General features: G+C 69.6%; 17 protein-coding genes, 2 tRNA genes, 10 pseudogenes and 1 other annotated feature. Of the genes and pseudogenes, 19 read left to right on the forward strand and 10 right to left on the reverse strand.

The window, feature by feature from the left end; genetic code table 11:
• Positions 1-70: 70 nt before the first annotated feature.
• Positions 71-987 (forward strand): annotated as a pseudogene (locus JOD57_RS19630) (IS481 family transposase); the annotation flags it as partial.
• A gap of 30 nt (positions 988-1,017) precedes the next feature.
• On the opposite strand, the pseudogene JOD57_RS19635 reads toward JOD57_RS19630, so the two are convergent.
• The 4 genes and pseudogenes from JOD57_RS19635 to JOD57_RS19650 form a co-directional block, all read right to left on the reverse strand.
• A pseudogene (locus tag JOD57_RS19635) lies at positions 1,018-1,323 on the reverse strand (integrase core domain-containing protein); the annotation flags it as partial.
• A 7-nt stretch (positions 1,324-1,330) separates the two neighbouring features.
• Positions 1,331-2,724, reverse strand: a pseudogene (locus JOD57_RS19640) (IS30 family transposase).
• 58 nt (positions 2,725-2,782) lie between these two features.
• Positions 2,783-3,409 (reverse strand): annotated as a pseudogene (locus JOD57_RS19645) (IS3 family transposase); the annotation flags it as partial.
• Positions 3,320-3,448: a sequence feature (AL1L pseudoknot), on the reverse strand. Its footprint overlaps the pseudogene before it by 90 nt.
• Complete coding sequence (locus tag JOD57_RS19650; RefSeq protein ID WP_204693558.1) at positions 3,406-3,732, reverse strand: transposase; 327 nt, start codon at positions 3,730-3,732, stop codon at positions 3,406-3,408. (Overlaps the previous feature by 43 nt.) The pseudogene JOD57_RS19645 and the gene JOD57_RS19650, both read right to left, overlap by 4 nt.
• A gap of 125 nt (positions 3,733-3,857) precedes the next feature.
• Here JOD57_RS19650 and JOD57_RS27445 point away from each other — a divergent pair.
• The 5 genes and pseudogenes from JOD57_RS27445 to JOD57_RS19675 all read left to right on the forward strand — a co-directional run.
• Positions 3,858-4,240, forward strand: a pseudogene (locus JOD57_RS27445) (IS982 family transposase); the annotation flags it as partial.
• A gap of 280 nt (positions 4,241-4,520) precedes the next feature.
• Positions 4,521-5,762 (forward strand): IS701 family transposase, encoded by a 1,242-nt coding sequence (locus JOD57_RS19660; RefSeq protein ID WP_204693560.1) that lies wholly within the window; start codon positions 4,521-4,523, stop codon positions 5,760-5,762.
• Positions 5,763-6,526: 764 nt separating this feature from the next.
• The gene (locus JOD57_RS19665; protein WP_307824805.1) at positions 6,527-8,302 is read left to right on the forward strand and encodes a 1-deoxy-D-xylulose-5-phosphate synthase; all 1,776 of its coding nucleotides are present in this window, start codon (positions 6,527-6,529) and stop codon (positions 8,300-8,302) included.
• A 669-nt stretch (positions 8,303-8,971) separates the two neighbouring features.
• Positions 8,972-9,514 carry a winged helix-turn-helix domain-containing protein gene (locus tag JOD57_RS19670; protein ID WP_204693561.1) on the forward strand — a complete coding sequence of 181 codons (543 nt, stop codon included), beginning with the start codon at positions 8,972-8,974 and terminating at the stop codon, positions 9,512-9,514.
• Positions 9,515-9,567: 53 nt separating this feature from the next.
• Entirely contained in the window at positions 9,568-10,053 is a 486-nt protein-coding gene (locus JOD57_RS19675) for a transposase (protein WP_204693562.1), read from the forward strand.
• Between the two features lie 81 nt (positions 10,054-10,134).
• Here the strand turns inward: JOD57_RS19675 and JOD57_RS19680 are convergent.
• The 4 genes and pseudogenes from JOD57_RS19680 to JOD57_RS19695 form a co-directional block, all read right to left on the reverse strand.
• Positions 10,135-10,432: pseudogene (locus JOD57_RS19680) on the reverse strand (integrase core domain-containing protein); the annotation flags it as partial.
• A gap of 51 nt (positions 10,433-10,483) precedes the next feature.
• The gene (locus tag JOD57_RS19685; RefSeq protein ID WP_204693563.1) at positions 10,484-11,110 is read right to left on the reverse strand and encodes a hypothetical protein; all 627 of its coding nucleotides are present in this window, start codon (positions 11,108-11,110) and stop codon (positions 10,484-10,486) included.
• Between the two features lie 258 nt (positions 11,111-11,368).
• A complete protein-coding gene (locus JOD57_RS19690) occupies positions 11,369-12,394 on the reverse strand; it encodes a hypothetical protein (RefSeq protein WP_204693564.1) in 1,026 nt (341 codons plus the stop codon).
• A gap of 335 nt (positions 12,395-12,729) precedes the next feature.
• Positions 12,730-12,924, reverse strand: a pseudogene (locus tag JOD57_RS19695) (IS3 family transposase); the annotation flags it as partial.
• A gap of 369 nt (positions 12,925-13,293) precedes the next feature.
• Here JOD57_RS19695 and JOD57_RS27360 point away from each other — a divergent pair.
• Both JOD57_RS27360 and JOD57_RS27365 read left to right on the forward strand, forming a co-directional pair.
• Positions 13,294-13,449: pseudogene (locus JOD57_RS27360) on the forward strand (transposase); the annotation flags it as partial.
• 148 nt (positions 13,450-13,597) lie between these two features.
• Positions 13,598-13,966: an IS3 family transposase gene (locus JOD57_RS27365; protein WP_372440259.1), complete on the forward strand. Its 369-nt coding sequence runs from the start codon at positions 13,598-13,600 to the stop codon at positions 13,964-13,966.
• Positions 13,967-13,974: 8 nt separating this feature from the next.
• On the opposite strand, the pseudogene JOD57_RS19705 reads toward JOD57_RS27365, so the two are convergent.
• Positions 13,975-14,553, reverse strand: a pseudogene (locus JOD57_RS19705) (transposase); the annotation flags it as partial.
• Positions 14,554-14,720: 167 nt separating this feature from the next.
• Here JOD57_RS19705 and JOD57_RS19710 point away from each other — a divergent pair.
• From JOD57_RS19710 to JOD57_RS19720, 3 genes are all read left to right on the forward strand, one after another.
• Entirely contained in the window at positions 14,721-15,056 is a 336-nt protein-coding gene (locus tag JOD57_RS19710) for a histone-like nucleoid-structuring protein Lsr2 (RefSeq protein WP_204693567.1), read from the forward strand.
• 286 nt (positions 15,057-15,342) lie between these two features.
• Complete coding sequence (locus JOD57_RS19715) at positions 15,343-15,765, forward strand: SRPBCC family protein (protein WP_204693568.1); 423 nt, start codon at positions 15,343-15,345, stop codon at positions 15,763-15,765.
• 340 nt (positions 15,766-16,105) lie between these two features.
• On the forward strand, positions 16,106-16,600 hold the full coding sequence (locus JOD57_RS19720; protein ID WP_204693569.1) for a hypothetical protein: 495 nt from the start codon (positions 16,106-16,108) through the stop codon (positions 16,598-16,600).
• Between the two features lie 185 nt (positions 16,601-16,785).
• Here the strand turns inward: JOD57_RS19720 and JOD57_RS19725 are convergent.
• Positions 16,786-16,859 (reverse strand) — tRNA-Gly (locus JOD57_RS19725).
• A 76-nt stretch (positions 16,860-16,935) separates the two neighbouring features.
• On the opposite strand from JOD57_RS19725, the gene JOD57_RS19730 reads away from it, so the two are divergent.
• The 8 genes and pseudogenes from JOD57_RS19730 (at position 16,936) to JOD57_RS19765 (ending at position 25,393) form a co-directional block, all read left to right on the forward strand.
• Positions 16,936-18,387, forward strand: a complete 1,452-nt coding sequence (locus JOD57_RS19730) for an amidase (protein ID WP_204693570.1) — start codon at positions 16,936-16,938, stop codon at positions 18,385-18,387.
• Between the two features lie 36 nt (positions 18,388-18,423).
• Positions 18,424-18,497: transfer RNA gene (locus tag JOD57_RS19735), tRNA-Pro, on the forward strand.
• Between the two features lie 96 nt (positions 18,498-18,593).
• On the forward strand, positions 18,594-20,069 hold the full coding sequence (tig, locus tag JOD57_RS19740; RefSeq protein ID WP_204693571.1) for a trigger factor: 1,476 nt from the start codon (positions 18,594-18,596) through the stop codon (positions 20,067-20,069).
• A 301-nt stretch (positions 20,070-20,370) separates the two neighbouring features.
• On the forward strand, positions 20,371-21,006 hold the full coding sequence (locus JOD57_RS19745; RefSeq protein ID WP_443667589.1) for an ATP-dependent Clp protease proteolytic subunit: 636 nt from the start codon (positions 20,371-20,373) through the stop codon (positions 21,004-21,006).
• A 19-nt stretch (positions 21,007-21,025) separates the two neighbouring features.
• Complete coding sequence (locus JOD57_RS19750) at positions 21,026-21,652, forward strand: ATP-dependent Clp protease proteolytic subunit (RefSeq protein ID WP_204693572.1); 627 nt, start codon at positions 21,026-21,028, stop codon at positions 21,650-21,652.
• Between the two features lie 309 nt (positions 21,653-21,961).
• On the forward strand, positions 21,962-23,236 hold the full coding sequence (clpX, locus tag JOD57_RS19755; protein WP_204693573.1) for an ATP-dependent Clp protease ATP-binding subunit ClpX: 1,275 nt from the start codon (positions 21,962-21,964) through the stop codon (positions 23,234-23,236).
• A gap of 391 nt (positions 23,237-23,627) precedes the next feature.
• Positions 23,628-24,242, forward strand: a pseudogene (locus JOD57_RS26470) (DUF559 domain-containing protein); the annotation flags it as partial.
• A gap of 221 nt (positions 24,243-24,463) precedes the next feature.
• Positions 24,464-25,393 carry an oxygenase MpaB family protein gene (locus JOD57_RS19765; protein WP_204693574.1) on the forward strand — a complete coding sequence of 310 codons (930 nt, stop codon included), beginning with the start codon at positions 24,464-24,466 and terminating at the stop codon, positions 25,391-25,393.

Below are 25,393 nucleotides of genomic sequence, written 5' to 3' on the forward strand. Positions count from 1 at the left end.
TTGTCCGGGAGGACCTCCGGACGTGGAGTGGAGCTGCTGAAGGCACCCACTGCACGACCCGGAGGTCCTCGTGTCCCACGCTAACGCCGCCCTGACCCCACGCCACCGACGCAGGCTCGGCCGCGCCGTGGTCGAAGACGGCTGGACGATCGGCCACGCCGCGGCGGTGTTCAACGTCTCCTGGCCCACCGCGAAGAAGTGGGCCGAGCGGTACCGGACCGGCGGGCCGGCGGCGATGGAAGACCGCAGCTCGCGGCCGCATCGCTGCCCGCGGCGCACACCTCGGCCGATCGTGCGCAAGATCGTGCACCTGCGCTGGAAGAAGCGGCTGGGCCCGGTGCAGATCGCCGACCGGCTCGGCCTGGCCGCCTCCACGGTGCACGCGGTCCTGGTCCGCTGCCGACTCAATCGGCTCTCCCACGTCGATCGCGCGACCGGGGAGCCGATCCGCCGCTACGAGCACGACACCCCCGGCGCCCTGCTGTACCTGGACGTGAAGAAGCTGGGCAACATCCCCGACGGCGGCGGCTGGCGCTACACCGGCCGCCAGCAGGGCCACCGCAACCGGGCCGCCACGGCCGGCAAGCCCCGCAGCAAGCATCACAACCCCGTCTAGGCACGGCGTTCGTGCACACCGTGCTCGACGACCACAGCCGGGTGGCCTACGCCGAGATCCACGATGACGAGACCGCCGCTACCGCCAGCGGCGTGCTGCGCCGCGCGGTGGCCTGGTTCGCCGCCCGCGGCGTCCCCGTGCAGCGGGTGCTGACCGACAACGGCTCGGCCTATCGCTCCCACGCGTGGCGGGATACCTGCGCCGAGCTGGGCATCACGCCCAAGCGGACCCGGCCCTACCGACCGCAGACCAACGGCAAGATCGAGCGCTTCCACCGCACCCTGGCCGACGGCTGGGCCTTCGCCCGGATGTTCCTCAGCGAGTCAGCCCGCCGCAAAGCCCTGCCGGCCTGGCTGCACGAGTACAACCATTGAACCGTCCCCGGTTCTGTAGCGGGGCGGTTATGCCGGCAGCGGTTGCTGCTCGGCGGTGATCGAACGGTAGTACTCCTGCTCGACCTCGACCGGGGGCCTGTGGTCGAGGGCGCTGTGCAGGCGGGTGGTGTTGAACCAGTGCACCCACGACAACGTCGCCAGCTCGAGATCGTCGACGCTGCGCCAGGGCCCGTCGCGGCGGGTGCACTCGGTCTTGTACAGGCCGATCAGGCTCTCGGCCTGGGCGTTGTCGTAGGAGTCCCCGACGCTGCCGATCGAGGCGAGCGCACCGGCGTCGGCCAGTCGGTCCTGATACCGAATGGCCGTGTACTGCCTGGGCTCAATCGGTCGTTACAACACCCGCTTGGTGGAGCAACCGTAGTTGCTCGTCTAGGACCTCGGCCGGGGTCTTCCAGTCGAGGACCTTGCGGGGCCTGCTGTTGACCGCGGCCTGGACGGCGAGCAGGTCCTCGAGGTTCCAGCGGGAGAGGTCGGTGCCCTTGGGGAAGTACTGGCGCAGCAGGCCGTTGGTGTTCTCGTTCGTGCCGCGCTGCCAGGGTGAGTGCGGGTCGGCGAAGTAGACGGCGATGCCGGTGTCGACCTTGAATTGTGCGTGCGCGGAGAGCTCCTTGCCGCGGTCCCAGGTCAGTGAGCGGAGCAGCTCGGCGGGCATCGTGGCCATCGTGGCCTGCAACGCGTCCTTCATCGCGACGGCGCCATAGCCGCCGAGGGCAGGTCCGTTCTTGACCGGCGGGACAGTGCCGTAGCCCTCCAGACGCGGCAGGTGAACCAGCAGCGTGTAGCGGCTGGTCCGCTCGACCACAGTGCCGATGGCGGACCGGTTCAGCCCGATCATCAGGTCGCCCTCCTAGTGCCCGGGGACCGCGCGGTCCTCGGCTTCGGCCGGCCGCTCGCTGAGCACGACCTCGGCGGTGACGTGGCCCTGCGGCCTGTTGCGCGAGCGCTCGCGGGGCTTGCGCAGCGCCCGCCCGGTCCGCAGGCAGGCCACCAGCTCACGCTTGAGCGCTCCGCGTCCTAACGATGTAGAGCGCCTGGTAGATCGCCTCGTGGCTGATGCGCATGTCCGCATCGTCGGGGAAGTCGACGACGAGCCGTCGGCTGATCTGCTCCGGACTCCACGCGGTAGCCCAGCGCCGGTCCGCACGATGGGGCTTGTTCAAGCCCTTCCAGGTCGTCGGCGGCCCCGCCGCGACCGTCCCGTCGGGCCGCTGCAACTGCCCACTCAGCCGCGTCTGGACGTACTCCTGCAGCCGCGGATCGCTCGCCAGCTTCGCCGGCTTGGGGCGCCGAGCGGCGGTCTGCGCCTTCCACTGCGCGACCGTCGCCCGGTACTCGATTCTGCCGCTGCGGGTCGCGGCGTTGCGTCGCAGCTCGCGCGAGATCGTCCCGGGATCGCGCCTGAGCTCACGAGCGATCGCCCGGACTCCGAGCCCCTTCGCCTTCAGCAGCGCGAGGTCCTCGCGCTCGTGGAACGACAGGTAGCGGCCGGTGGGCTCGGCCAGGCTCAACGGCGGCATGCCGCCAGCGTGGCGAAACCAGCGCGACGCGACTGGCGTGGACACGCCGACCTCGAGCGCGGCGTCCTCCGTGCGCCTTCCCTGCGCGATCAGCCGCCAGAAGTTGCGCTCGACATGCCGGGGCCGGCATCGGCCGCCCCGGCGACCTCATGGCCGGCCGCAGAGCCCGATCCGCCTGCTGCTGACGTCGCACCATCGAACCCCTCCGTGATCACGGGGCGTTGCGACGACCGATTGAGTCCGCCCTGACTGCCCGCGTCGCTGTGTTGAATGACGCCGCTGACGTCTTCACCTGCCCGCTCACGGGTCCACAGCGCCATCTCCAGGGCGTCCAGCGGCAACTCGGTGGGCATCGCCGAGGCGGTGCGCCAACCGACGATCCGGCGGCTGAACGCGTCGTGGACGAAGGCGGTGAACGCCATGCCCGACCAGGTCGGCACGTAGGTGAAGTCCACCAGCCACAGCCGGTTGGGCGCGGGTGCAGTGAAGTCGCGCTGCACCCGGTCCGGCGGCCGGGCCGCCGCCGAGTCTGGAACGGTGGTGCGAAAGGCCCGGCCGCGGCGGACCCCGGCGAGTCCGTCGGCGCGCATGAGCCGCTCCACCTGGCGGCGGGAGACCGGACGGCCGGCCACGCCGCCCTCGCGGCGCAGCTGGGCGTGCACCTTGCGCACGCCGTAGAGCCCCCGACCGACCTTCCGGTCGCCGTGCACCGTGCGGATCCGCTCCAGGACCACGGTATCCCGTTGCGCGCGGGCCGACGGTGGGCGGGTCTTGGCCGCCCGGTAGGTGCTCGGGGCGATCCGCAGGCCGTGCTCGCGCAGGACCCGGCAGATCGGCTCGACCCCGAACTGCTCCCGGTAGGTGTCGATGTAGTCGATCAGCGCGGCGAGGGGCGGTCGAGCTCCGCCGCGAAGAAAGCCGAGGCCGTCTTCAAGATCGCGTTGGCCCGGCGCAGTTCGAGGACCTCCCGCTCCAGCTCGCGCAGCCGGGCCCGCTCATCGGTGGTCAGCCCGGGCTCGGCGCCGGCGTCGACGCGGGCCTGCGTGACCCAGTTCCGCAGCGTGTCCGGCTGGATGCCCAGCTGCTCACCGACCCGTCGGCAGGCGGCATTCACGCTCAGCTTCTCCGGGCCGTCGACGAGATCGCAGGCGAAGCGGATCGACCGCTCACGCAACTCGTCGGGGTACTTCCTCGGTGCAGGCACGATTCCACTCTCCCGTGGATTAAGGCCCGCTACGAGACCGGGGGCGGTTCACATCACCGGCCCCACACCGCGATCGGATGCCACCCGCCGATCACACGCTTAAACAACCTCGCTGGGCAGTACAACTAGCCGACCCCAAGCTCGACGAGCGCCAGGTGCTCATGTGCGCCCTCGACCACGACGGCGGGCCGCTCGCCGAGCGACCGGCACTGCCCCTCATCGCCGACAAGGGCTACATCTCCGCCGGACTCGACCACTACCCGCACGCCCGCGGCGCGACGCTCCTGCGCCGCCTCACCGCAACCGCGCGCCCCGGCCCGGTCGGGCGCTGCTGGTCCCATTTCGGCGGCTGATTGAGTTTGGCTACGACGCCTAAATGCCCACTCAACCTGGGGCTGTTCGGCGGGCGCGCGCTGGCCGGGTCACCGCCCGGGTCGCCCAGCGCCTGCAAGCCCTCACCGCCGCCATCCGGTACATCCGCGCCTCGGGCCAGCCGATCATCCCGTCGCCCACGCAGCATTGGTCAGTTCACCGCAGCCTACCGCCACCCCAGGCTGACCCTCTCAGAAGATCCGCAGGACACGTCCTACACGTATCGCATGCTGGTCAGGTCGAGACTACGTGTGGCTTGACGACCCTTCTCACGGTTGTCCAATGGAGCGTCGCCGGGACTGCAAGGGCTTCGGGACGGTCGGCCTGCCTCGGCCGGAGCTAAGCGGGCACGCGGGTCCACTAGTAGTACTTCGTTAGGTCTTGTCTGACCTGCGTCCGCGCGCTGCCATGGGGGCATGACTCCGGGGGAGCTGGCCGCCGGTCGAGGGCGGTTGGAGGAGTTCGCGGCGGAGGTGTTCGCGCCGCTGGCCCGCCGTGATCAGCGGGGCAAGGGCGTGGCCTATGTGCGCGGCCTGCTGCTGGACGGGCGGCGCAAGTCGATGCAGCCGATAGCCGAACGGCTCGGCGTGGATCATCAGGGCCTGCAGCAGTTCGTCTCCTCGTCGACCTGGGCGGTCGAGCCGGTGCGCGAGCGGCTGGCCCGCAAGGCGGTGGCGGTGATCACCCCGGAGGCGTGGGTGGTCGACGACACCGGCTTCGTCAAGGACGGGGTCGCCTCGCCGGGGGTGGCCCGGCAGTACTCCGGCACGCTGGGCAAGGTCGGCAACTGCCAGATCGGGGTCTCGGTCTGCGCGGTGACCGACACCGCCTCCTGCCCGCTGAACTGGCGGCTGTTCCTGCCCGAGCGCTGGGACGACGCCGAGGCCGCGACTGAAGACGCGGCCGCGGCTATCCGGGCGCGGCGCGAGCGCGCCGGCATCCCTGAGGACGCCCGCCACCGGGCCAAGTGGCGGCTGGCGCTGGAGATGCTCGAGGAGCTGGCCGGCTGGGACCTCGCGCCGCCGGTGGTGGTCACCGACGCCGGCTACGGCACCAACGCCGCCTTCCGCGACGGCTTGACCGCTCGCGGCTGGCCCTACGTCTGCCAGGTCACCGGCGACCTGACCGCCTACCCGCTCGGAGCGGTGCCCGAGCTAGTCGGCTACTCCGGGCGGGGCCCGCATCCCAAGCCGCGCTACCGCACCCGTCCGGTCGGGCTACGCGAGCACGTGCTGGCCGCCGGCCGGGCTGCCGCGGGGCAGCTGACCTGGCGGGAGGGCTCGCGGGGGCCGATGACCTCGGCGTTCGTGGCGCTGCGGATCCGCCCCGCCGGACGCCGACCGACCGGGCGGTTGAGCGCAGACGGCTCGCTGCCGGCGGCCTGGCTGCTGGCCGAGTGGCCGACTGAGGCCGCCGAGCCCACCGACTACTGGTTGGCGACCCTGCCGGAGGGCACCGGGCTGGCCGAGCTGGTCCGGCTGCCCAAGATCCGCTGGCGGATCGAGCACGACTATCGCGAGTTGAAGACTGCCCTGGGCCTGGACCACTTCGAGGGCCGCACCTGGTCGGGCTGGCACCGCCACGTCACCCTGGTCACCGCCGCCCAGCTGTTCCTCACCGGACTACGCAGCGACCCAAAAGCGGCTGCGCCGGCCTGAGCCTCTACCGGGTCCTGCACCACCTGCAGGCCCTGCTCGCCACCTGGACCGGCACCTGCGCCATATGCGGACAACGCACTAACGGCCACGCTCGAGCACCGACCTAACGAAGTACTACCAGATCACGTCCACGGCGCCTTGGCACTGCGTGACGGGTTGTATACGTCGAGTTAGTGGCTCGATTGAGTCACCGATGCGGCGCGCATTAAAGGATTGACAGGCGACCGTGTGCCTTCGAGCATTACGCCATCGCGGCGTTGATCACCTTTCAGGTGACGGCGCTCTAGGAGGTGCCGCAAGTGACCATTGCCATCTCGCCGACTACACTTCTCAGCCAACAACGCTGCGGGGTTCGGTGGCACGAGGCAACGCTCCCCCCGCCATCACGAGCTACCTTGATTCCTTCCTCATTTTCGGCCCGATCAAAGAAAGGGGCCGAAGGTGGACGCTTGTCATTGTCCCGTTGCAGGATGGAACTAAGAAGTCGTTGTGAACGTACACCAGCGGGGTTGGTGCTCCACACCATTTCCGTCTCGTCTGTACCACTCATCGGCGCGGTAGGCCAAGTTGGACTTCCGCAACGTCTTCTAGCCCCTCGGGGGACGCGCGTTAAGGTCATAGGAGTCCAACGATCCAGAATACTGCCTCGAAATGAGGGGCCGTTGCGCCTACCACTCGCGTCGTGGTGGCTTCGAGCCGCCGCCGATGTCGCCGCCACGACCAATATTCGATCGCCACGATACCGCTTGGCCCGGGAGGTCACTGTGACCAGCAGCGTACAAGACCTACGTGGTGGCTTGCTCGCCGGCATCCGCCAGCCGGCCGACCTCCGCAGCCTGGGAGCTGCGGAGCTCTCCCTCTTGGCTGCGGAGATCCGGCGCACCCTGGTGGACTCCGTAAGTCGAACCGGTGGTCATCTGGGCTCAAGCCTCGGCGTCGTGGAGTTGACACTGGCCCTGCACCGAGTCTTCAATTCGCCGTCGGACCCCATCCTATGGGACACCGGACATCAGGCCTACATCCACAAGCTGCTCACCGGCCGCCAGGCGCACTTCCGTACGCTGCGTCAGCCCCGGGGGTTATCGGGCTACCCAAGGAGAGAAGAGAGCCCGCACGACTGGGTAGAGAACTCGCACGCCTCCACCGCGCTGTCCTACGCCGACGGCCTCGCTCGCGCATTGCAGCTTCGCGGTGAATTAGGGTCCACCGTTGTCGCCGTCGTAGGGGACGGCGCGTTCACCGGCGGGATGTGCTGGGAGGGGTTGAATAACCTGGGTGCCGCGCCAGACCGTCCGGTGGTCGTCGTCCTGAACGACAACGGACGCTCCTACGCGCCGACCGTGGGGGGCCTGGCCGCCCATCTTGCTGGCCTGCCCATCGGTCCGTCGTTATTCGAACTGATGGGCCTGGCCTATCTAGGGCCGGTGGACGGACACGACATTGGCGCGCTTGAGGACACACTGTCCCGCGCGCGGTCGCTGCGGGCTCCGGTGGTGGTGCATGTCCGCACGGTCAAGGGGCGAGGTCATCTCCCGGCCGAGACGGATCCGCACGACCGGCAGCACACCGTCTGCCCGCCGCGGACCAGGTCCTCTCGACCGACATGGACTTCGGTGCTAGCTGCAGAGCTGGTAGAGATCGGTTCCCGACGCCCCGATGTCGTCGCACTGACAGCCGCGATGCTGGAGCCCACGGGTCTCGCCCCGTTCGCAACCGCGTTCCCCGACCGGGCGGTGGATGTTGGGATTGCGGAGCAGCACGCGGTGACCTCCGCGGCCGGACTCGCCATGGGCGGCATGCACCCGGTCGTCGCCCTCTACTCCACGTTTCTTAACCGGGCATTCGATCAGCTGCTGCTCGACGTCGGCCTGCACAGGCTACCGGTAACCTTCATCCTTGATCGAGCGGGTATCACAGGCAGCGACGGGCCAAGCCACAACGGCATGTGGGACCTCTCCATCCTGGGGATGGTGCCGGGCATGCGGGTCGCGGCACCGAGGGACGCGGCCCGGCTGGGCGAGCTCCTCGGCGAGGCGGTCGCTCACGACGGTCCTACGGCGGTGCGCTTCCCAAAGGGCAGTCCAGGAGTCGAGTTGCCAGCGCTCGACCGGTTGGGGACTGCGGACGTCCTGGTAAGCGAACGGCACGCCGAGGTGCTCATCCTGGCGGTGGGCTCCTTGGCGTCCGCGGCCGTCGCCGCTGCGGAGCGGCTGCGGTCGGCGGGAGTGCCGACGACCGTAGTAGACCCGCGATGGGTGTTTCCCGTTGCGCCAGGACTCGCCAAGGCGGCCCGCCACTACCGCATCGTGGTCACGGTCGAGGACAATGGAGCGGCCGGAGGCTTCGGTGATGCGGTCGCCCGAACGCTGCGAAATGCTCAGGTGCCTGTCGGGCTGCTTACGCTGGGTCTGCGGCAGGAGTTTATGGAGGTAGGAGAGCGCGAGGCGATCCTCGCGGCCCACGGCCTCGACGCCAAGGGAATCGCAACATCGGTGCTGCGCCGATTGCAGCCGGCGGCCCCAATCCGCGCGCCGCGCTAACCATGCCCGTACGCGCTCGCTCCGCAAAGCTAATGCCGAGGTCCGGCTTCCCTGAAAGGGGCCGTAATGGACGAGCTTATCCGCGCCCTGGGATGGCAGCCAACATGGAAGGCTAGACTCTTCATCATTGGCGCCCTAGGGGGTGCGCCACTTTCCTACTTAGCGGCAGGCAACCTGGTTGAAGAAGCGTCTAACGTCTCCCCATACCTATTACAGGTGGGGTTCTGGGCTTATTCTTGGCGTGGCTCGGCTACTTTTCCCCCGACATGAACGCCTTGCACGACAAAGCAGCGAGAGCCATTCGTTTCGTCGAGCCTTCTGCCTATACATCCCGCCCGGTGTTGCGCTGAATTTCTCTCAGATCGGTCGACCAGCCGTGTATGGCCTCATAATGGGCTTGCCGAACCCTTCTGCCCAAAGAATTACCGCAGGAGTAATATGCTCCGCGGTTGGGCGGCCTCATCGTCCTTGGACTTCGAGGCTTGAGTACCGCACGAACGCTATTCCTACACGAATATCGAGCCTCTCCGCAGCTTGTTCGCACAGGAGTGTACGCCCATCTTCGGCATCCGCTCTACCTAGGTGGCGTCCTGCTGCCACTAAAGATCATTAATGGCGGAGGTTCCGGACCCTGCTGACGTGCGGCGCGGTGTGCGCTATGCCGAAGCCATGAGGTATCCCGACGGTGGTGCGCTGACCGCCGAGGAGCGTGCCCGGCGGGAGCGGGTGCGGCTGGCGGCGGCCGAGTGGATCGAGGAGGGCGCCAGCGACCGTGAGGTCGCCACCCGGTTTCGGGTGACCCGGATCTCGGCCAATCGTTGGCGGCGAGCGCTGGTCGCCGGCGGCCGGCCGGCGCTGGCCTCCAAGGGTGCCGGCGGGGCCCGCTGCAAGCTCAGCCCCGCCCAGTTGGATGAGCTGCAGGCCGTGCTGGACATGGGCCCGGCCGCGTGGGGCTGGGCCGATCAGTGCTGGACGCTGCCGCGCATCGCCGACGTGGTGCGCACCAGGTTCGGCGTGGACTACACCCTGCCCGGGCTGGATCTGCTGCTGCACCGGCTCGGCTGGAGCGTGCAGGTCCCCGCCCGGCAGGCCGCCGAACGAAACGAGGAGCAGATCACCGCCTGGCGGGAGGAGACCTGGCCGGAGATAAAACGGCGGCGGCGGCCCTGGGCGCCTGGCTGGTCTTCGAAGACGAGTCCGGCCAGGGGCTGAGGCCACCAAAGGGGCGCACCTGGGGCCAGCGCGGGCACACGCCGGTGGTGCGAGTGACCGCACAGAATGCCCCGCGACTGTCGCTGGCCGCGCTGGCGGCCACCAAGCCCGGCCATCGGCCGCGGCTGATCTACCGCACCCACCGCGGCCGGCGACGCGGAAGCGGGAACGGCGGCCGGCGGAAGGGCTTCACCGAGGCCGACTACGCCGCCCTGCTCGACGCCGCCCACCGGCAGCTCGGCGGCCCGATCGTGCTGGTCTGGGACAACCTCAACACCCATGTCAGCGCGGCGATGGCCGAGATCGTCGCGGCCCGGCCCTGGCTGACGGTGTTCCGGCTGCCGCCGTACGCCCACGAGCTCAACCCGGTGGAGCCGGTGTGGTCGCACCTGAAGCGGTCGCTGGCCAACCTGACCAAGCACAACCTCGCCGAGCTGACCGCGCTGGTGAAAACCCGACTCAAACGGATGCAGTACCGACCTGCGCTGCTGGCCGGCTTCCCTGGCCAGCACAGGGCTCGAGTTCGAGCCGTTCTGTAACCCCTGCAGTTGATGATCTTTAGCGAGCTTCGCCGCACGACGCTGGCCACTGAACCGTCCTGGATTTGACGGACGCTCGGTTCAGGCCACAGCGAGGTCCGCGGTGGCGGTGGTGTCACGGTAGTGGTCCTCGAACTCGACCGGTGGGCGGTAGTCAAGCGCGGAGTGCAGGCGTTCGGTGTTGAACCAGTGCACCCAGGCGGCCGTCTGCCGCTCGATCTCGTTGCGGCCGGTCCAGGAGCGCTGGCGGTCGATTAACTCGGTCTTGTGGAGCCCGATGGTGGACTCCATCAGCGCGTTGTCCAGGGCGTCGCCGACCGAGCCGGCGATGATGGCCTCCGAGCAGCGCCTCGGTGAACGCCAAAGACGTGTACTGGGCAGAGTCAAATCACACAGATGGAGTGTCAGCCAGCCCTGCAGCAGTCCCAAGCTAGTCCTTCTCCCACTGGAACGTCACGCGGCTATGCGGCTTCAGTATGTGCAGGTTTCCTAGCAAGTAGACCGGGTCGAGGGGTCGGCCGGCAGGGGTCTTGGCCTTACTAAACTGTAGCCTTTGCCCGTTGTGAACTTGGTGACCCCACAGGGCAACTTCGTCGTAGGTCTTTCCGCTCAACCCGCCGGTCCATATCTTCCATTGGGACCTCTGGCCATCTGGTACGATCACCTCCTTCACCCAGCCGAGTTTGCAACTGAGGGAGAACATCACGGCGTCGTCCTCAATCACCCCCTCGTCGATCGTTGCCCTGATGACATCATTCCCGTCAAGAATCTGACCGTTTCGTAGTTGACCCCATTGGATCTCGTAAGGCCAAACGTGGGGTAAGTGCACTCTAAGAACTGCGTTCTCCGACATGCCGATATTTACCGATCGGTTGTAATGATGTTCCGCCCAGACTATGATGTCCATATTATGCCTTGGAAGATTGTCGACTTCGTAGTGATCTTTCCACTTCCCAGGCCGAGACGGGTAGTGGTTACCCTCGGGATCCCTGAAGCCGCCAAAGAATCCCGCCTTGGATTCATGTGTTACGTGAAATAGCCGTCGAGTCGTGGGCATCAAATCTCTCCAATCGACCATCCGCCCCGTGTTCTGGCCATGAACCCTGATGCTGATGAGCGCCTAACGCCACGTCGGCCATACCGCACGTGCTTCGCCTGGACAGGGCCCCAGTCGTAGGCCGAAACCCCGCCGTATTCGACGTGTCGCGTCGAATCGTAGTGTCGGAAGCGCTACCCCGGCTCCATGAGGCTCATCCACCCTCCGGTGCAGATGGGAATCCTGGGGCTGATGGGGTGCCCTCGAAGAGGGACGTGGTCACTCCCCTGCAGCCTGGGAGGGCGGAGGCCTGGTGTTTCCACTCCTCAAGGTAGGAGGCGGTGGTGATCCTTCATTTTCAGCCACCGTCGGCGCGAGATCCCAAAGGTCGAGCACGCTCGCCCAGCAACCGCCTTGCTCATGCCAGTAACTGTTGTGCTGCTTGTAGGCCGCCAGTCGGAAGAAGCTGAACCACGTCAATCGGGCATCGGGCAGGTAGCGCACGGATTGGACTTGTACGCCCCAAGGGGTCTGTACAGTCCCAGCGGCATCGTCGTCCTTATCGACGAAGTTGGAAGCAAAGAGGTCCGAGGCGATAAATATGTTCCGCCAGCTCACTTGCTGGCTCGTCGCCTGACGACCGATCAGTCGGTCGGGAAAAAATAGCCGTTCTATGTCGTAGGGACAGCCGACAGTTACCAGGCTCGTGACGGCCTCGCCCACCCGGCGGTGCAGTCGACCGTCGCCGCTATAGCACAGCATGGCGTCTAGCGCTATGCTGCTGCCAAAGCTGTAGGCAACCAAATGTATGTCTCCTGAGTAACCCTCATCAACGAGGTCGTCGATGGAACGGGCGACCTCCGTTGACAACCGCTGACGCATCGGCGGCTCGTCGTAGTACCGCACCAATCGGCGGCCTTGGGTTGCTGCCCGCAGCAGGGTCCTCCGAAGAGCGAGATAGCCGGCACCGGTGACAAGCCCGCCCAGGAGCAGGGCCTCCGGTGCAGGCTCGAGACTTATATCGACCCATCCTATGCGATTTGCGATCACGATCGCAGCGGTGAGCAGAACGAAAACCGCGAACAGGACAAGTAGTAGCGCCATGGCAAAGCCGACATAGAGCTGCAAACGTGTTCTCAGCGACTTGCCCAGGTTTTTGTGACGACCAAACCATGCTCGGGACCAGACGGCGCAGGATAAGGCGGCACAGTATATGGCGGTGAAGACGCCGGGCGGCGTGTCTTCCTTGCCAGCCTCGTCCCTGTCGAGCTGCTCGAATGTGCGCCGATAGTCAAGTTCGTACACGTCGACGAGCGGCTGCGCGCTCTCTCCGACAACAGTGGCGCATGGCCGCAATCCCTCCGGAGCGGGAGTCGCCGCCTGAAGGTTGTATCGGCCACCCTGTACATCAGCCGCCGCCCGAATGGACGCCGCGACTGCTTCCCCTGTGTTGTTAGCGTCTCGACTGAGCCCGGGGATGTATACGATTGTGTGTTGGGCACGCCTCGACAGCGGCGTCTCGTTCATCGCAACCCCCGGACATGGTTGTCCTGCTGGGAGTGTCCTCTCCGGCGACCGCCTCTGTCGAGGCATGCGAGTATCGCCGACGGGACTGCTGCATGGACAGGTGACAGGTTGGGTCAGGCGGCCTGAGCTGCCTGTGTCGGGTTGATTGTCTCGTACTCGATGGGTGTCAGGCGGCCGAGGGCGTCTTGGCGGCGCCGCCGCTGGTAGGTCGGTTCGATCCAGGTGACGAGCGCGATGCACAACTCCTGGTGGGTGGCCCAGGAGCGGCGGTCGAGCACGTTGTTCTGCAGCAGCGCGACGAAGGTGTCGGACCACGGGTCGCTGGAGGAGTCCCTACGCCGGAACCCCGGGCCGCCGCTAGGGCGGGGAGCTCATGTGCTGCATAACCTGTCGCCATATCCCATCTGGACCTGGGATTGGTGCGGCGCCTACCCGGTCGTCAGCCCGCTGTGCCATGGGGCCTTCTGGCGAGAGACTGAAGTGACCACCGTCGGCTGAACACTTCTGGACTTGGCGCAAGCCGAGGAGGGAGGGCCGGGTTGGGCCGACGGAGCAAGTACCCCGAGAAGTTCCGGCAGCGGGCCGCGCAGCTGGGTCCTGGACAGCCGGTGGTCTGCCCCGCCCTTCGTGGAGTCGCGTTGCTGGAATCCTGACCGCGCAACCCCGGAGGAGGGTTCGTGGGCAGGCGTGGATATCCGCCGGAGTTCCGGCGCAAGGTGCTCGATCTGGTCGCGGCCGGCAGGCCGATCGTCGACGTGGCCCGCGACCTGGGGATCAGCGCCCAGGCGATCTACACCTGGCGCCGGCAGGACCGCATCGACAAGGGCCTCGAGCCGGGGCTGAACAGCGCGGAGAAGTCGGAGCTGACCGCGCCAAGCGGCGGATCGCCGAGTTGGAGGCTGAACTGGCCGTTCACCGTCGGGCCAGCGAGCTACTGGGGAAGATGGTGCCCCCAAAAGGCGGTTCGAGGCCATCGCGGTGATGGCCGGCGAGGGGTTACCCGTCCAGCTCGCCACCCGCGTGCTCGACGTGACCGACTCCGGCTACTACGCCTGGCGGAGCCGAGCGCCATCGGCGCGGGCGATCCGGCACGTCTGGCTGACCGACCAGATCCTGGCAGTGCACACCGCCTCCAAGGGCACCTACGGCACCCGGCGGGTGCACGCCGAGCTCACCCTCGGCCGCGGTCTCGTGGTCGGGCACGGCACGGTCGAGCTGCTCATGGCCCGCGCCGGCATCCACGGCGTCACCGGCCGACCGCGCTGGCGACGCCCGACGCCGGATCCGATCTCCGCCGACCTTGTCGAACGCAACTTCGCCGCATCCCCGGGCACGGTGGTGCGCTTGTAGGCGCGCGGCTGCACCGCGGCCAGGCCCAGCTCGCGCATGAGGTCGGCGACCAGCCCGACCGAGCAGGCGATTCCCTTGCGGTTGAGCGCGGCGGCGATCCGCCGGCAGCCTGAGGTCTGCCGGGATGCCTTGAACTCCGCGGCGACCTCGACCGCCAGCGCCCGCCGCCGGGCCTGGGTCGGGGTCTCGGCTCGATTGGTCCAAGCGTAGTAGGTCGAGCGCGGCACGCCCATGAACCGGCACATGAACGTGATGTCGTAGGTGTCCTTCTCCGCGTGGATCAGCGCGCAGCGCTCGGCTACGGTTGCGTCCGCGCGAAGAAGGCCGCCGCCTTTTTTAGGAACTCGTTCTCCAGCCGCAGCCGGCGGATTTCGTCTTCCATTTCCTTCACACGCGCACGCTCCACCGGAGTTAATTCCGTCGACGGCTCCGGATTCTCGCGGCGCCAGATATGCACCCATGCCCAGGGTTCCCTCATTGATCCCCAGGTCACGAGCGACCTCGGCGATCGGCTTGCCGGTCTCGAGCACCATCTGCACGGCTTCAGCCTTGAACTGCGGACTGAACTTCCTCCGCTGCTCGGGCATGGACGCATCCTCTCAAGAGGAGGTTCCTGTCCAAAATCGTTGGTACATCCTATGGGTGCAATAGGTGAGCTCACTGCAGTTGCGGGTTAGGTCCGGCCACCCCAATTGGGTCAATAGGTCGTTTGGACCAACTTGACTTTCCGCTCGGTACCCGGAAGATGTTGGGCATGGCAACCAAGACCAATGTCATGCTGGTGGACGACCTGGACGGAGAGTCACCGGCCGACACCACGGTGAAGTTTGGCATCTCGGACACTGACTACGAGATCGACCTCACAGACAACAATGCGGCCGAGTTCCGTAACACGCTGTCGAAGTATGTGAGCGCAGCGCGCAAGGTTGGCTCGACGAGCAAGGGTCGCGCCGCTGTTCGACACACCACCACCGACTCCATCGACCCCGCGGCAGTCCGAGCTTGGGCGAAGGGCCAGGGAATCGACGTGTCTCCGCGCGGCCGCATCAAGGCCGATGTCGTCGAGCGGTTCCGCGCCGCCGGCAACTGAGCCCACTGCCTCCGACCGGCGCCGGCCCGATGGGGCGGGCCGGGGCCGGGACGGTCGCGCGCCGTCCGCAGCTGCTCCCGGTGCGGCCGGCGGTCAGCGGTCGACCATCTCGAGCAGGACGTCGGCGTGGCAGGACTGGTCCAGAAGAAAACCCGCAGGCGAGATCTCGGCCGCCAAGAGATGTGCTTCGTCCCCGGGGGAGCCGAGACTCGTCGGGGGAGGCGCAGCGGGCGCGACGGTGACCCGTACTCACGCGCCCCGTTCCCACAGCCCGGGAGAAAAGGTCATGCGGGTAGACGTCACGGTCGACATCAGCGCGCCACCGGAGGTCGTGTGGGCGGTCCTCTCGGACGTGGAGTCCTGGCCGGCGTGGACGGCGTCGGTCACCTCGATCCGCCCGTTGAGCCCGGACCCGCTGCAGGCCGGCTCGTGTGTCCGCATCAAGCAGCCTCGGTTGCCCACCACGGTGTGGACCGTCTCGGAGCTCGTCGAGGGGGAGCGGTTCAGCCCCGGGGTGCACACCCGCGCGTCGCACCGCGTCGTCGGGACCGCCGACGGGTCACGGGCGATCCTGTCCATCGACCAGGCGGGTGTCCTCGGGCGGTTGGTGGGACGTCTCTACGGCGGCCTCACGCGGCGCTACGTGGAGATGGAGGCCGCCGGCCTGAAGCAGCGGTCGGAGGAGTCCGCACCGCAGACGCGGCTGTAAGCCGTGGCGGAACGCCTCGATCCCTCATGTTCCGCATCCCGCATGCCGCCTCACCCAGCTGCTGTCCGAGCGCCCAGCTTGAGTACACCTCGATGGCTTTCATGGAACGCCTTGCCGTTGCCGGTGGACCGTTCTGTAGCTGATGGAGACTTGAAGATTGCCACCGGTCAGGCTCCCCGGCGGCCGTTTTCTAGACGTGTCCTGAGCGTGACATTGACCTGTCGAAGGCGCCGCCTGTCGTACTAGCTTTCGCCTCCCCGACCGGGCTCCCGGTTCAGTGGGCTGGGCGGCGTCCTCGGGGTGGCAGTGCAGGACGAGGCCTTCGGGTGACGATGTCGCGGTGACGAAGCGGGAGCGCATTGACCAGGACGTCCTGCATCGCCGCGCTCAGGTTGCGGTGCTGTCCGGCCTGGCTCGGGGCGACGATGTCCACGACCTCGTGGCGGCCGCGGCTCCCACCCACGTGCCTGGCTGGTTCACGCCGGATCTGGCTCTGCTCGAGCTGGCCGTCACGGCGCTCGACCTCGTCTGCCCCTCCGGCGCCGAGCCGCTGGAGTACGAGGGGCTACGCGAGCGCTGCCTGCCGGAGGTGACGTTCCGCGGCCGTGTGGCGCACCGCAACAGCCAGTACGCCCTGTACGCCGCCGCCTGCATGCGCGGCGGCCTGCAGCCCGATCTGCTCAGCGACGCCGGCTGGTGGCAGACCCCGCTGTGGCAGTACGCCGTCTTTGCCGTCGTCATCTACAGCCGTGCCGCAGCCGCGCGCCTCCCGGTCCCGGTGGGGGAGATCGCTCGGCAGATTGCCGCCTCGCGCAGCCTCGAGCTCACCGCGTGACCAGTTGTGGTCACGGGGGAGGAGCGAACGAGGGCCGCGACCTGGCCGTATGGGGCACCCGGCGTGACCAATCCATGACCAATGGAGCGGAAAACAGGGGTCTGCAGGGGCCGAAACGGGCCTTCCGGGCGGTCCTCCAGTACTCCTTCAGAGGGCCTGACAGCGGATTGACCTGGAGTTATGCGTGGAGCGGGTGACGGGAATCGAACCCGCATGGCCAGCTTGGAAGGCTGGGGCTCTACCATTGAGCTACACCCGCGTGGTGCGCGACCAGCCTAGCCGCTGCCCCCGGCCGGGACCGACGGCGCTCCGCGTGCCCTCCTAGGCTCCGCCGGGTGACCGACGCCACGTGGCTGGACGCCACCGCCTCCGCCGACCTCGTCCGCCGCGGAGAGGCCAGCCCCGCCGAGCTCGTCGACGCCGCGATCGCCCGCATCGAGCAGGTGAACTCGCAGCTGGACGCCGTCCTCCGCGACCGCTTCGACGCCGCCCGCGCGGAGGCCGCCGGCACGCTGCCCGACGGCCCGTTCCGCGGCGTGCCGCTGCTGCTCAAGGACATCGGCTGCCACGTGGCGGGGGAGGAGACCGCCTACGGGCTGGCCCCGCTCCAGGAAGCGCGGGTGCGCTGGCACCGCGACAGTCATCTCGCCGAGGCCTTCCGCGCCGCCGGCTTCGTCGTCCTCGGCCGCACCAACGTCCCCGAGCTCGGCACCACGGTCACCACCGAGCCCGCGGCCAACGCCCCGGCCCGCAACCCGTGGGACCCCACCCGCTCGACCGGCGGCTCCAGCGGCGGGTCGGCCGCGGCGGTGGCGGCCGGGATGGTGCCGGTGGCGCACGCCGGCGACGGCGGCGGCTCCATCCGCATCCCCGCCGGCGCGTGCGGGCTGGTCGGCCTCAAGCCCACCCGCGCCCGCGTCAGCCCGGGCCCCGACGTCGGCGAGGGGTGGGCCGGCGCCACCATCGACGGCGTCGTCACCCGCTCGGTCCGGGACACCGCCGCCGTCCTGGACCTGATCGGCCGGCCCATGCCGGGCGACCCCTACGCCGCCCCACCGCTGCCGCGCCCGCTGCGCGAGGAGGTCGGCGCCCCGGTCGGCCGGCTGCGCGTGGGCCTGCTCGAGACCCTCGCCGACGAGCGTCGGCCGGACGCGCCCGAGTGCCGCGCCGCCGTCGCCGCGGCCGGCCGGCTGCTGGAGGAGCTGGGCTGCGCCGTCGAGCCGGCCGCCCCCGACGCCTTCTCCGAGGACGCCTTCGCGCGGCACTTCAACGCCACCGTCGCCGCGGACACCGCCCGCACGCTGGCCGACGTGGAGCGCGTACTCGGCCGGCAGATCACCGACGACGAGCTCGAGCCGCGCAACGCGTACTACCGGGCGTCCGGCGACCGGATGACCGCCCCCGAGTACCTCGCCGCCCGCGCCTGGTTGAGCTCCTGGTCCCGCCGCATGGCCGCCTTCTGGACGCCGGCCGACGACGGCGGGCAGGGCTTCGACCTGCTGGTCACCCCGACCGCCGGCGGCCCGCCGCCGGAGCTGGGCTGGTTCACCGCCGCGGGCCCACGCGAGGAGGGCCGCCGGATCGGTGCCTTCATCCCCTACACCGCCCAGCTCAACGTCACCGGGCAGCCGGCGATCAGCCTGCCGCTGGCGACGACCGACGACGGGCTGCCGGTGGGCGTGCAGCTCGTCGCCGCCGTCGGGCGGGAGGACCTGCTGGTGCGCGTGGCCGCGGCGCTGGAGGAGGCGGCGCCGTGGGCCGGTCGCCGTCCGGCGGTCTCGGCCTGAGCGCGCGGAGCCCGCGCGCCTAGACTCTCCCCGTCACGGGGTGTGGCGCAGCTTGGTAGCGCACCCGCTTTGGGAGCGGGGGGCCGTGGGTTCGAATCCCGCCACCCCGACCCGGTCCCGCGACGTCCGTAGACTCGGGGGTCGACCCGGCGTCGTCCGTCCTGCCCGGCGCCCCACCCTGCCGTCGTACCGAGGAGCACTGCGCTGTGAAGAGCACCATCGAGGAACTGGGCCCCACGCGGGTCCGGATGGCGATCGAGGTGCCGTGGGGGGACCTGGACCACGCCTTCGGTGAGGTCTATAAGGAGCTGGGCAAGCAGGTCCGCGTCCCCGGCTTCCGTCCGGGCAAGGTGCCCAACCGGGTGCTCGACCAGCGCATCGGCCGCCCCGTGGTCCTCGAGCAGGTCGTCCAGCACGCGATCCCGGAGGTGTACTCCGAGGTCGTCCGCGAGAACTCCGTGCGCGTCCTGGGCCAGCCCGACATCGAGGTCACCCGCCTCGACGACAACGACACCCTCGCCTTCACCGCCGAGGTCGACGTCGCCCCGAAGGTGGAGCTGCCCGCCCTCGACGAGCTGGCCGTGACCGTCGACGACGTCGAGGTCACCGACGAGGAGATCGACCAGCAGGTCTCGGTCATGCGCGAGCGGTTCTCGATGCTGACCGGCGTCGACCGCCCCGCCCAGGACGGCGACTTCGTCTCCATCGACCTCGAGGCCCGTGTCGACGACGAGGTGCTCGAGGACGGCACGACCAGCGGCATGTCCTACGAGGTCGGCTCCGGCTCGCTCATGGACGGCCTCGACGACGCCGTCCGCGGCCTGTCCGCCGACGGGGCGGCCACCTTCGGGACGGAGCTGCAGCAGGAGCCGCACGCCGGCCGGCAGGCGCAGGTGACCGTCACCGTCCGCTCGGTGAAGGCCAAGGAGCTGCCCGAGCTCGACGACGAGTTCGCCTCCACCGCCAGCGAGTTCGACACCCTCGCCGAGCTGCGCGACGACGTCCGCACCCGGCTGCAGCGGGTCAAGACCATGCAGCAGGGCGCCCAGGCCCGCGACAAGCTGGTCGAGCACCTGCTCCAGGCCACCGAGGTCCCCGTCCCCGAGGGGCTGGTCGACCGCGAGATCGAGTGGCGCAACCGGGCGATGGAGTCCGAGCTGCAGCAGGCCGGCATGGACTGGGACGCCTTCGTGCAGATGTCCGGCGTCGAGAGCCGTGAGGCCTACGAGGCCGACCAGCGGACGCAGATCGAGGAGGCGGTCCGCACCCAGTTCGTCCTCGACGCGATCGCCGACGCCCGCGAGATCACCGTCGACAACGACGACCTGTCGGCGCAGATCATGGCCCAGGCCCAGCGCAGCCGGATGAGCCCGGAGCAGTACGCCCAGCAGCTGCAGCAGGGCGGCAACATCGCCGAGTTCGTCGCCGACGTCCGCCGCACCAAGGCGCTGGCCCAGCTGCTCGAGCAGACGACGATCACCGACGCCTCGGGCAACGTCGTCGACCTCGACGCGCTGCGCCCGCAGACGGTGCGCGCCGCGGCTCCCGCCGAGGACGACGCCGAGGACGACGTGGCCGGGGACGGGACCGACGACGCGCCCGACGCCGAGGTCGACACCGCCGTCGCCGTCGAGGCCGTCGAGGGCGCGACCGAGGACAGCGGGGACGTCGCCAAGGCCTGAGCGAGGCCCCGGGAGGAGCCCGTCCTCCCCGCGACCGACGGGCACCGACGACGCCGTCCTCCCCTGCCGCGGCGGGGGAGGGCGGCGTCCGTCGTCGCGGGCCCGGGTGGCCCGGACCCCGCTGCGCCCACGGCGAACAGGCCCCCGCGCCGGGACTCCGGGCCGGGGGGTGCGCGTTAGGGTCGACGTGACTCGGGGCGGGCGCCGGGGGTACGGCCCGCACGGGCCGCCGGCCCCGCTCCCCACGAGCCCGCCCATTCGAGACCGACTGCTCTCCAGTCCTACGGAGGTCACCACACCCGTGAGCACCGACCCGAACCTGGCGACCTCCCCGCTGATGCGGGGTGGCGCCGGGGGGATGAACCTCAACGACTCGGTCTACGAGCGCCTGCTGCGCGAGCGGATCATCTTCCTGGGCACCCAGGTGGACGACGTCATCGCCAACCAGCTGGCCGCGCAGATGCTGCTGCTGTCGGCCGAGGACCCCAAGCGCGACATCCACCTGTACATCAACTCGCCCGGTGGCTCGGTCAGCGCCGGTATGGCCATCTACGACACGATGCAGTTCATCGACTGCGACGTCGCCACCTACGGCATGGGCCTGGCCGCGTCGATGGGTCAGTTCCTGCTCACCGCCGGCACCCGGGGCAAGCGCTACGCCCTGCCGCACGCGCGGATCATGATGCACCAGCCCTCGGCCGGCGTCGGCGGCACGGCCGCGGACATCGCCATCCAGGCCGACCTCTTCCGCCGCACCAAGCGCGAGCTCAACGAGCTGCAGTCGCAGCACACCGGCCAGCCGGTCGAGCAGATCGAGCGCGACTCCGACCGCGACCGCTGGTTCACCGCGCAGGAGGCCCTCGAGTACGGCTTCGTCGACCACGTGGTGAGCAAGGCCGCCATGACCGACAGCACCAACCCGGTCACCGACAACTGACGGTTCGGAGGAACTGACGATGAGCTTCCAGATGCCCTCCAGCCGTTACATCCTGCCCTCCTTCGTGGAGCGCACGAGCTACGGCATGAAGGAGTCCAACCCCTACAACAAGCTCTTCGAGGAGCGGATCATCTTCCTCGGGGTGCAGATCGACGACGCGTCGGCGAACGACGTGATGGCCCAGCTGATCACGCTGGAGTCGGCCGACCCCGACCGCGACATCACGATCTACATCAACTCGCCCGGTGGCTCGTTCACGTCGCTGATGGCCATCTACGACACGATGATGTTCGTCCGGCCCGACATCCAGACCGTCTGCATGGGCCAGGCGGCCTCCGCCGCGGCCGTCCTGCTCGCGGCCGGGACCCCGGGCAAGCGGCTGGCGCTGCCGTACTCGCGGGTGCTCATCCACCAGCCCTCGGGCGAGGCCGGCGGCCAGGTCTCCGACCTGGAGATCCACGCCGCGGAGATCCAGCGGGTGCGCGCGCAGATGGAGGAGATCCTCGCGCGGCACACCGGCCGGTCGGTGGACCAGGTCCGCACCGACATCGACCGCGACAAGATCCTGACCGCGACCGAGGCCAAGGACTACGGCATCGTCGACCAGGTCATCCAGAGCCGGAAGCTCAACGCGCTGCCGGCATGAGCAGCGCCCTCGTCCCCCGGACGGTGCGGGCCGGAGTCGCGCGTGTCGCGCCCTCGACCCGTACCGTTTGGGGGGCAGTGCCGGGAGTGACGTGCGAGTCGACGGTCCCCGGCGCACCGGGGCGTCGCAGCCCCGCGGCGCCGGCGGCGGCAGGTAGCGTCGGCGAACGGCCGATCCCCGGCCGGCAGCGCCGGGAGGTCACCCTCGCGGCACCCGCCTCCAGCGGGGCAGGGCACGGGCACGAGAGCGACACACATCCGCAGGTCCGATCCACGCAGGACCTGCTTCCCCCGAGGTGGAGGTCAGCAGGTGGCACGAATCGGTGAGAGCGGTGATCTGCTCAAGTGCTCCTTCTGTGGCAAGAGCCAGAAGCAGGTCAAGAAGCTCATCGCGGGCCCGGGGGTCTACATCTGCGACGAGTGCATCGACCTCTGCAACGAGATCATCGAGGAGGAGCTCTCGGAGTCGTCGGACCTCAAGTTCGACGAGCTGCCGAAGCCCAAGGAGATCCACGACTTCCTCGAGCAGTACGTCATCGGCCAGGAGAAGGCCAAGCGGACCCTCGCCGTCGCGGTCTACAACCACTACAAGCGGGTGCAGGCCGGCGGTGAGCGCGCCAGCCGCGACGAGTCCGTCGAGCTGGCCAAGTCCAACATCCTGCTGATGGGCCCGACCGGGTGCGGCAAGACCCACCTGGCGCAGACCCTGGCGCGGATGCTCAACGTCCCGTTCGCGATCGCCGACGCCACGGCGCTGACCGAGGCCGGCTACGTCGGCGAGGACGTCGAGAACATCCTGCTCAAGCTGATCCAGGCCGCCGACTACGACGTCAAGCGGGCCGAGACCGGGATCATCTACATCGACGAGGTCGACAAGATCGCCCGCAAGAGCGAGAACCCGTCGATCACCCGCGACGTCTCCGGTGAGGGCGTGCAGCAGGCGCTGCTGAAGATCCTCGAGGGGACGACGGCGTCGGTGCCCCCGCAGGGCGGCCGCAAGCACCCGCACCAGGAGTTCATCCAGATCGACACGACGAACGTGCTGTTCATCGTGGGCGGTGCCTTCGCCGGGCTCGAGAAGGTCATCGAGCAGCGGGTCGGCAAGCAGGGGATCGGCTTCGGCGCGGAGATCCGCGGCAAGAAGGAGATCGAGGCCTCCAGCGCCTTCGCCGAGGTCATGCCCGAGGACCTGCTGAAGTTCGGCATGATCCCGGAGTTCATCGGCCGGCTGCCGGTGATCACCAGCGTGCAGGCCCTCGACCGCGAGGCGCTGATCAGCATCCTCACCGAGCCGAAGAACGCCCTGGTGCGCCAGTACCGGCGGCTGTTCGAGCTCGACGGCGTGGACCTGGAGTTCAGCGACGACGCCCTCGAGGCGATCGCCGACCAGGCCATCCTCCGCGGCACCGGTGCCCGTGGGCTCCGGGCGATCATGGAGGAGGTGCTGCAGTCGGTGATGTACGAGGTGCCCAGCCGCGACGACGTCGCCTCGGTCATGATCACCAAGGAGGTCGTGCTGGAGCACGTCAACCCGACGATCGTGCCGCGCAAGCCCACCCGCGAGCGCCGCGAGAAGAGCGCCTGACCGCGCCGACACGTCCACGACGGCCCGTCCCCCGCGAGGGAGGCGGGCCGTCGTGCTGTCGGCGCCGCGACGGGCGCCGGGCGTGTGCGCCCACGCCGCACTCGGTTGCTCCGCGTGCGGCGTCAGCGCACACGCCCGGCCGTCCACCGGGTGCCAGGGCATCCACAGGTGCCGTCGGTGGCCGCACGACGACCGGCCGCACATCGATGCTCGCCGCATGGCACACGACCCCGCGGCCGTCGTCGGCCCGGACGGCTGGGTCACCTGGGAGGTGCTCACCGCACGGGTGGACCGCAGCACGGTGACCCGATGGGTGACCGCCGGCCGACTCGTGCGCGTCCAGCCCGGCGTCTACGCCCTGCCCGGGATGGCCGGCGACTGGCGGCTGCGGATGGAGGCCGCGGCGCGGGCGTGCGGCGGGGTGGTCAGCCACCGGTCGGCACTGGCGCTGTGGGAGCTCGCCCCACCCGGCGGGCCGATCCACCTCACGGTCTCGCACCGGCGGAGCGGACGCGGGACCGAGGGCGTCGTGCTGCACCGGTCGAGCGACCTCGACCGGAGCGTCCGCCGGGTCGATGGGCTGCCGGTGTCCTGCCCTGAGCGGGCGGTGGTCGACTCGTGGGGGACGCCGGCTGGACTGACCAGACCGGCAGTCCGTGCTGCGGCCATCGATGCGGTCCGGCGCCGCCTGTGCCGGCCGCAGGGACTGCTCCTCGAGGTCGAGCGCCGGCCATGCCTCTCGGGACGGGCCGAGGTGGTGGCGTTGGTGCGGCTCCTGGCCGAGGGGTGCCGGAGTGAACTCGAGATCTGGGGATGCCTGGCCGTGCTGCGTGCGCCGGGCACGCCGGAGTTCACCCTCCAGCGCCCCGTCGAGGTCGCCGGGGAGGTCTTCGTCCTCGACGCCGCCTACGACGACGTCCGGCTCGCCGTCGAGATGGACGGCGCCGCCTGGCACGGCTCGCGCAGCCAGCGCGAGCGGGACATCAGGCGTGACGCGCTCGTGGCGACGGCGGGCTGGCAGACGCTGCGCTTCGGGTTCCGCCGGATGACCACCGAGCCGGAGCGCTGTCGGGCCGGGTCGAGGCCGTCTACACGGCCCGTCGTCGCCTGCTCCGGCCGAACGGGGTGCGCTGACGCCGCGGTCCCACCTCCGGAACACGGCGCCGGCGCACACGCTCGCCGGTCGTCGACAGGCCCGCGGACCGCCGCGCTGGCACGCTGGTGGGGGTGCGCGCCCTCACCTCCCTGCCCGACGCGGCGCGCGAGGCGTTCCGTGCCCGTGTCTCCGGCGACCCCACCGGCGCTCCCGACTGGGTCCGGGACATCGCGCGGGTCGGCGCGGGCCCGGGCTGGTTCGAGCCGGACGGCGTGGTGTGGCGGGTGCACGGCGACCTGTCCACGCTGGTCGGCGGGGTGGCCGCGCTGCTCGGTCAGGCCGCCCACCCGCTCGCGCTGGCCGGGGTGCAGCGCCACTCGGCGTACCGCGAGGACCCGTGGAAGCGGCTGGCCGGCACCGCCCGCTGGCTGGTGGTAAGCACCTTCGGCTCCGCGGAGCTCGCCGAGCGGGAGGCCGCCCGGGTCCGCGGGATGCACACCCGGGTGCGCGGCCGCGTCGGCGACCGGCCGTACTCGGCGTCCGACCCGGCCCTGCTGCGCTGGGTGCACCTGGCCTTCACCGACGCCTTCCTCGCCGCCCAGCAGGCCGTCGGGCAGGACCTCACACCGCGCTTCGGGCGGCGCTGGCCCGACGTCTACGTGGCCGAGTGGGCCCGCACCGCGCGGGAGCTGGGCGCCACCGACCTCCCGTCGAGCACCGGAGAGCTGGCCGAGGCGCTGGCCGCGTGCCGGCCGGAGCTCGCGCCGGTGCCGGACTCGCTGCGCGCCTTCCTGGCCGCGCCGCCGGGGCTCAGCCCACCCGAGCGGGTCTTCTACCGGGGCCTGTCCGGCGCCGCGGCGCAGGTGGTCTCACCCGCGGTGGCCGGGTGCGCCGGCGTGCCCGGCCGGGGACGCGGCGGCGCCGTCCCGGTGACCGTGGCCCGCCTGCAGCTGCGCGCCCTCCGCCTCGCGCTCGGCGGCCACAGCCCGTCGGAGGAGGCGGCCCGCTGGCGGCTGGGCCTGGGTCCGGCACCCGCCTGGGCGGGGGAGGACGCCGCCTGA

Source organism: Geodermatophilus bullaregiensis, assembly GCF_016907675.1.
GTDB classification, from domain to species: domain Bacteria; phylum Actinomycetota; class Actinomycetes; order Mycobacteriales; family Geodermatophilaceae; genus Geodermatophilus; species Geodermatophilus bullaregiensis.

Bases quoted from the DNA above. Each gene is read 5' to 3' on its own strand.
- JOD57_RS19660 (WP_204693560.1), top strand. From the start codon at position 4,521: ATGACTCCGGGGGAGCTGGCCGCCGGTCGAGGGCGGTTGGAGGAGTTC.
- JOD57_RS19670 (WP_204693561.1), top strand. From the start codon at position 8,972: ATGAGGTATCCCGACGGTGGTGCGCTGACCGCCGAGGAGCGTGCCCGG.
- JOD57_RS19685 (WP_204693563.1), bottom strand. From the start codon at position 11,110: ATGCCCACGACTCGACGGCTATTTCACGTAACACATGAATCCAAGGCG.
- JOD57_RS27365 (WP_372440259.1), top strand. From the start codon at position 13,598: ATGGCCGGCGAGGGGTTACCCGTCCAGCTCGCCACCCGCGTGCTCGAC.
- JOD57_RS19710 (WP_204693567.1), top strand. From the start codon at position 14,721: ATGGCAACCAAGACCAATGTCATGCTGGTGGACGACCTGGACGGAGAG.
- JOD57_RS19715 (WP_204693568.1), top strand. From the start codon at position 15,343: ATGCGGGTAGACGTCACGGTCGACATCAGCGCGCCACCGGAGGTCGTG.
- JOD57_RS19750 (WP_204693572.1), top strand. From the start codon at position 21,026: ATGAGCTTCCAGATGCCCTCCAGCCGTTACATCCTGCCCTCCTTCGTG.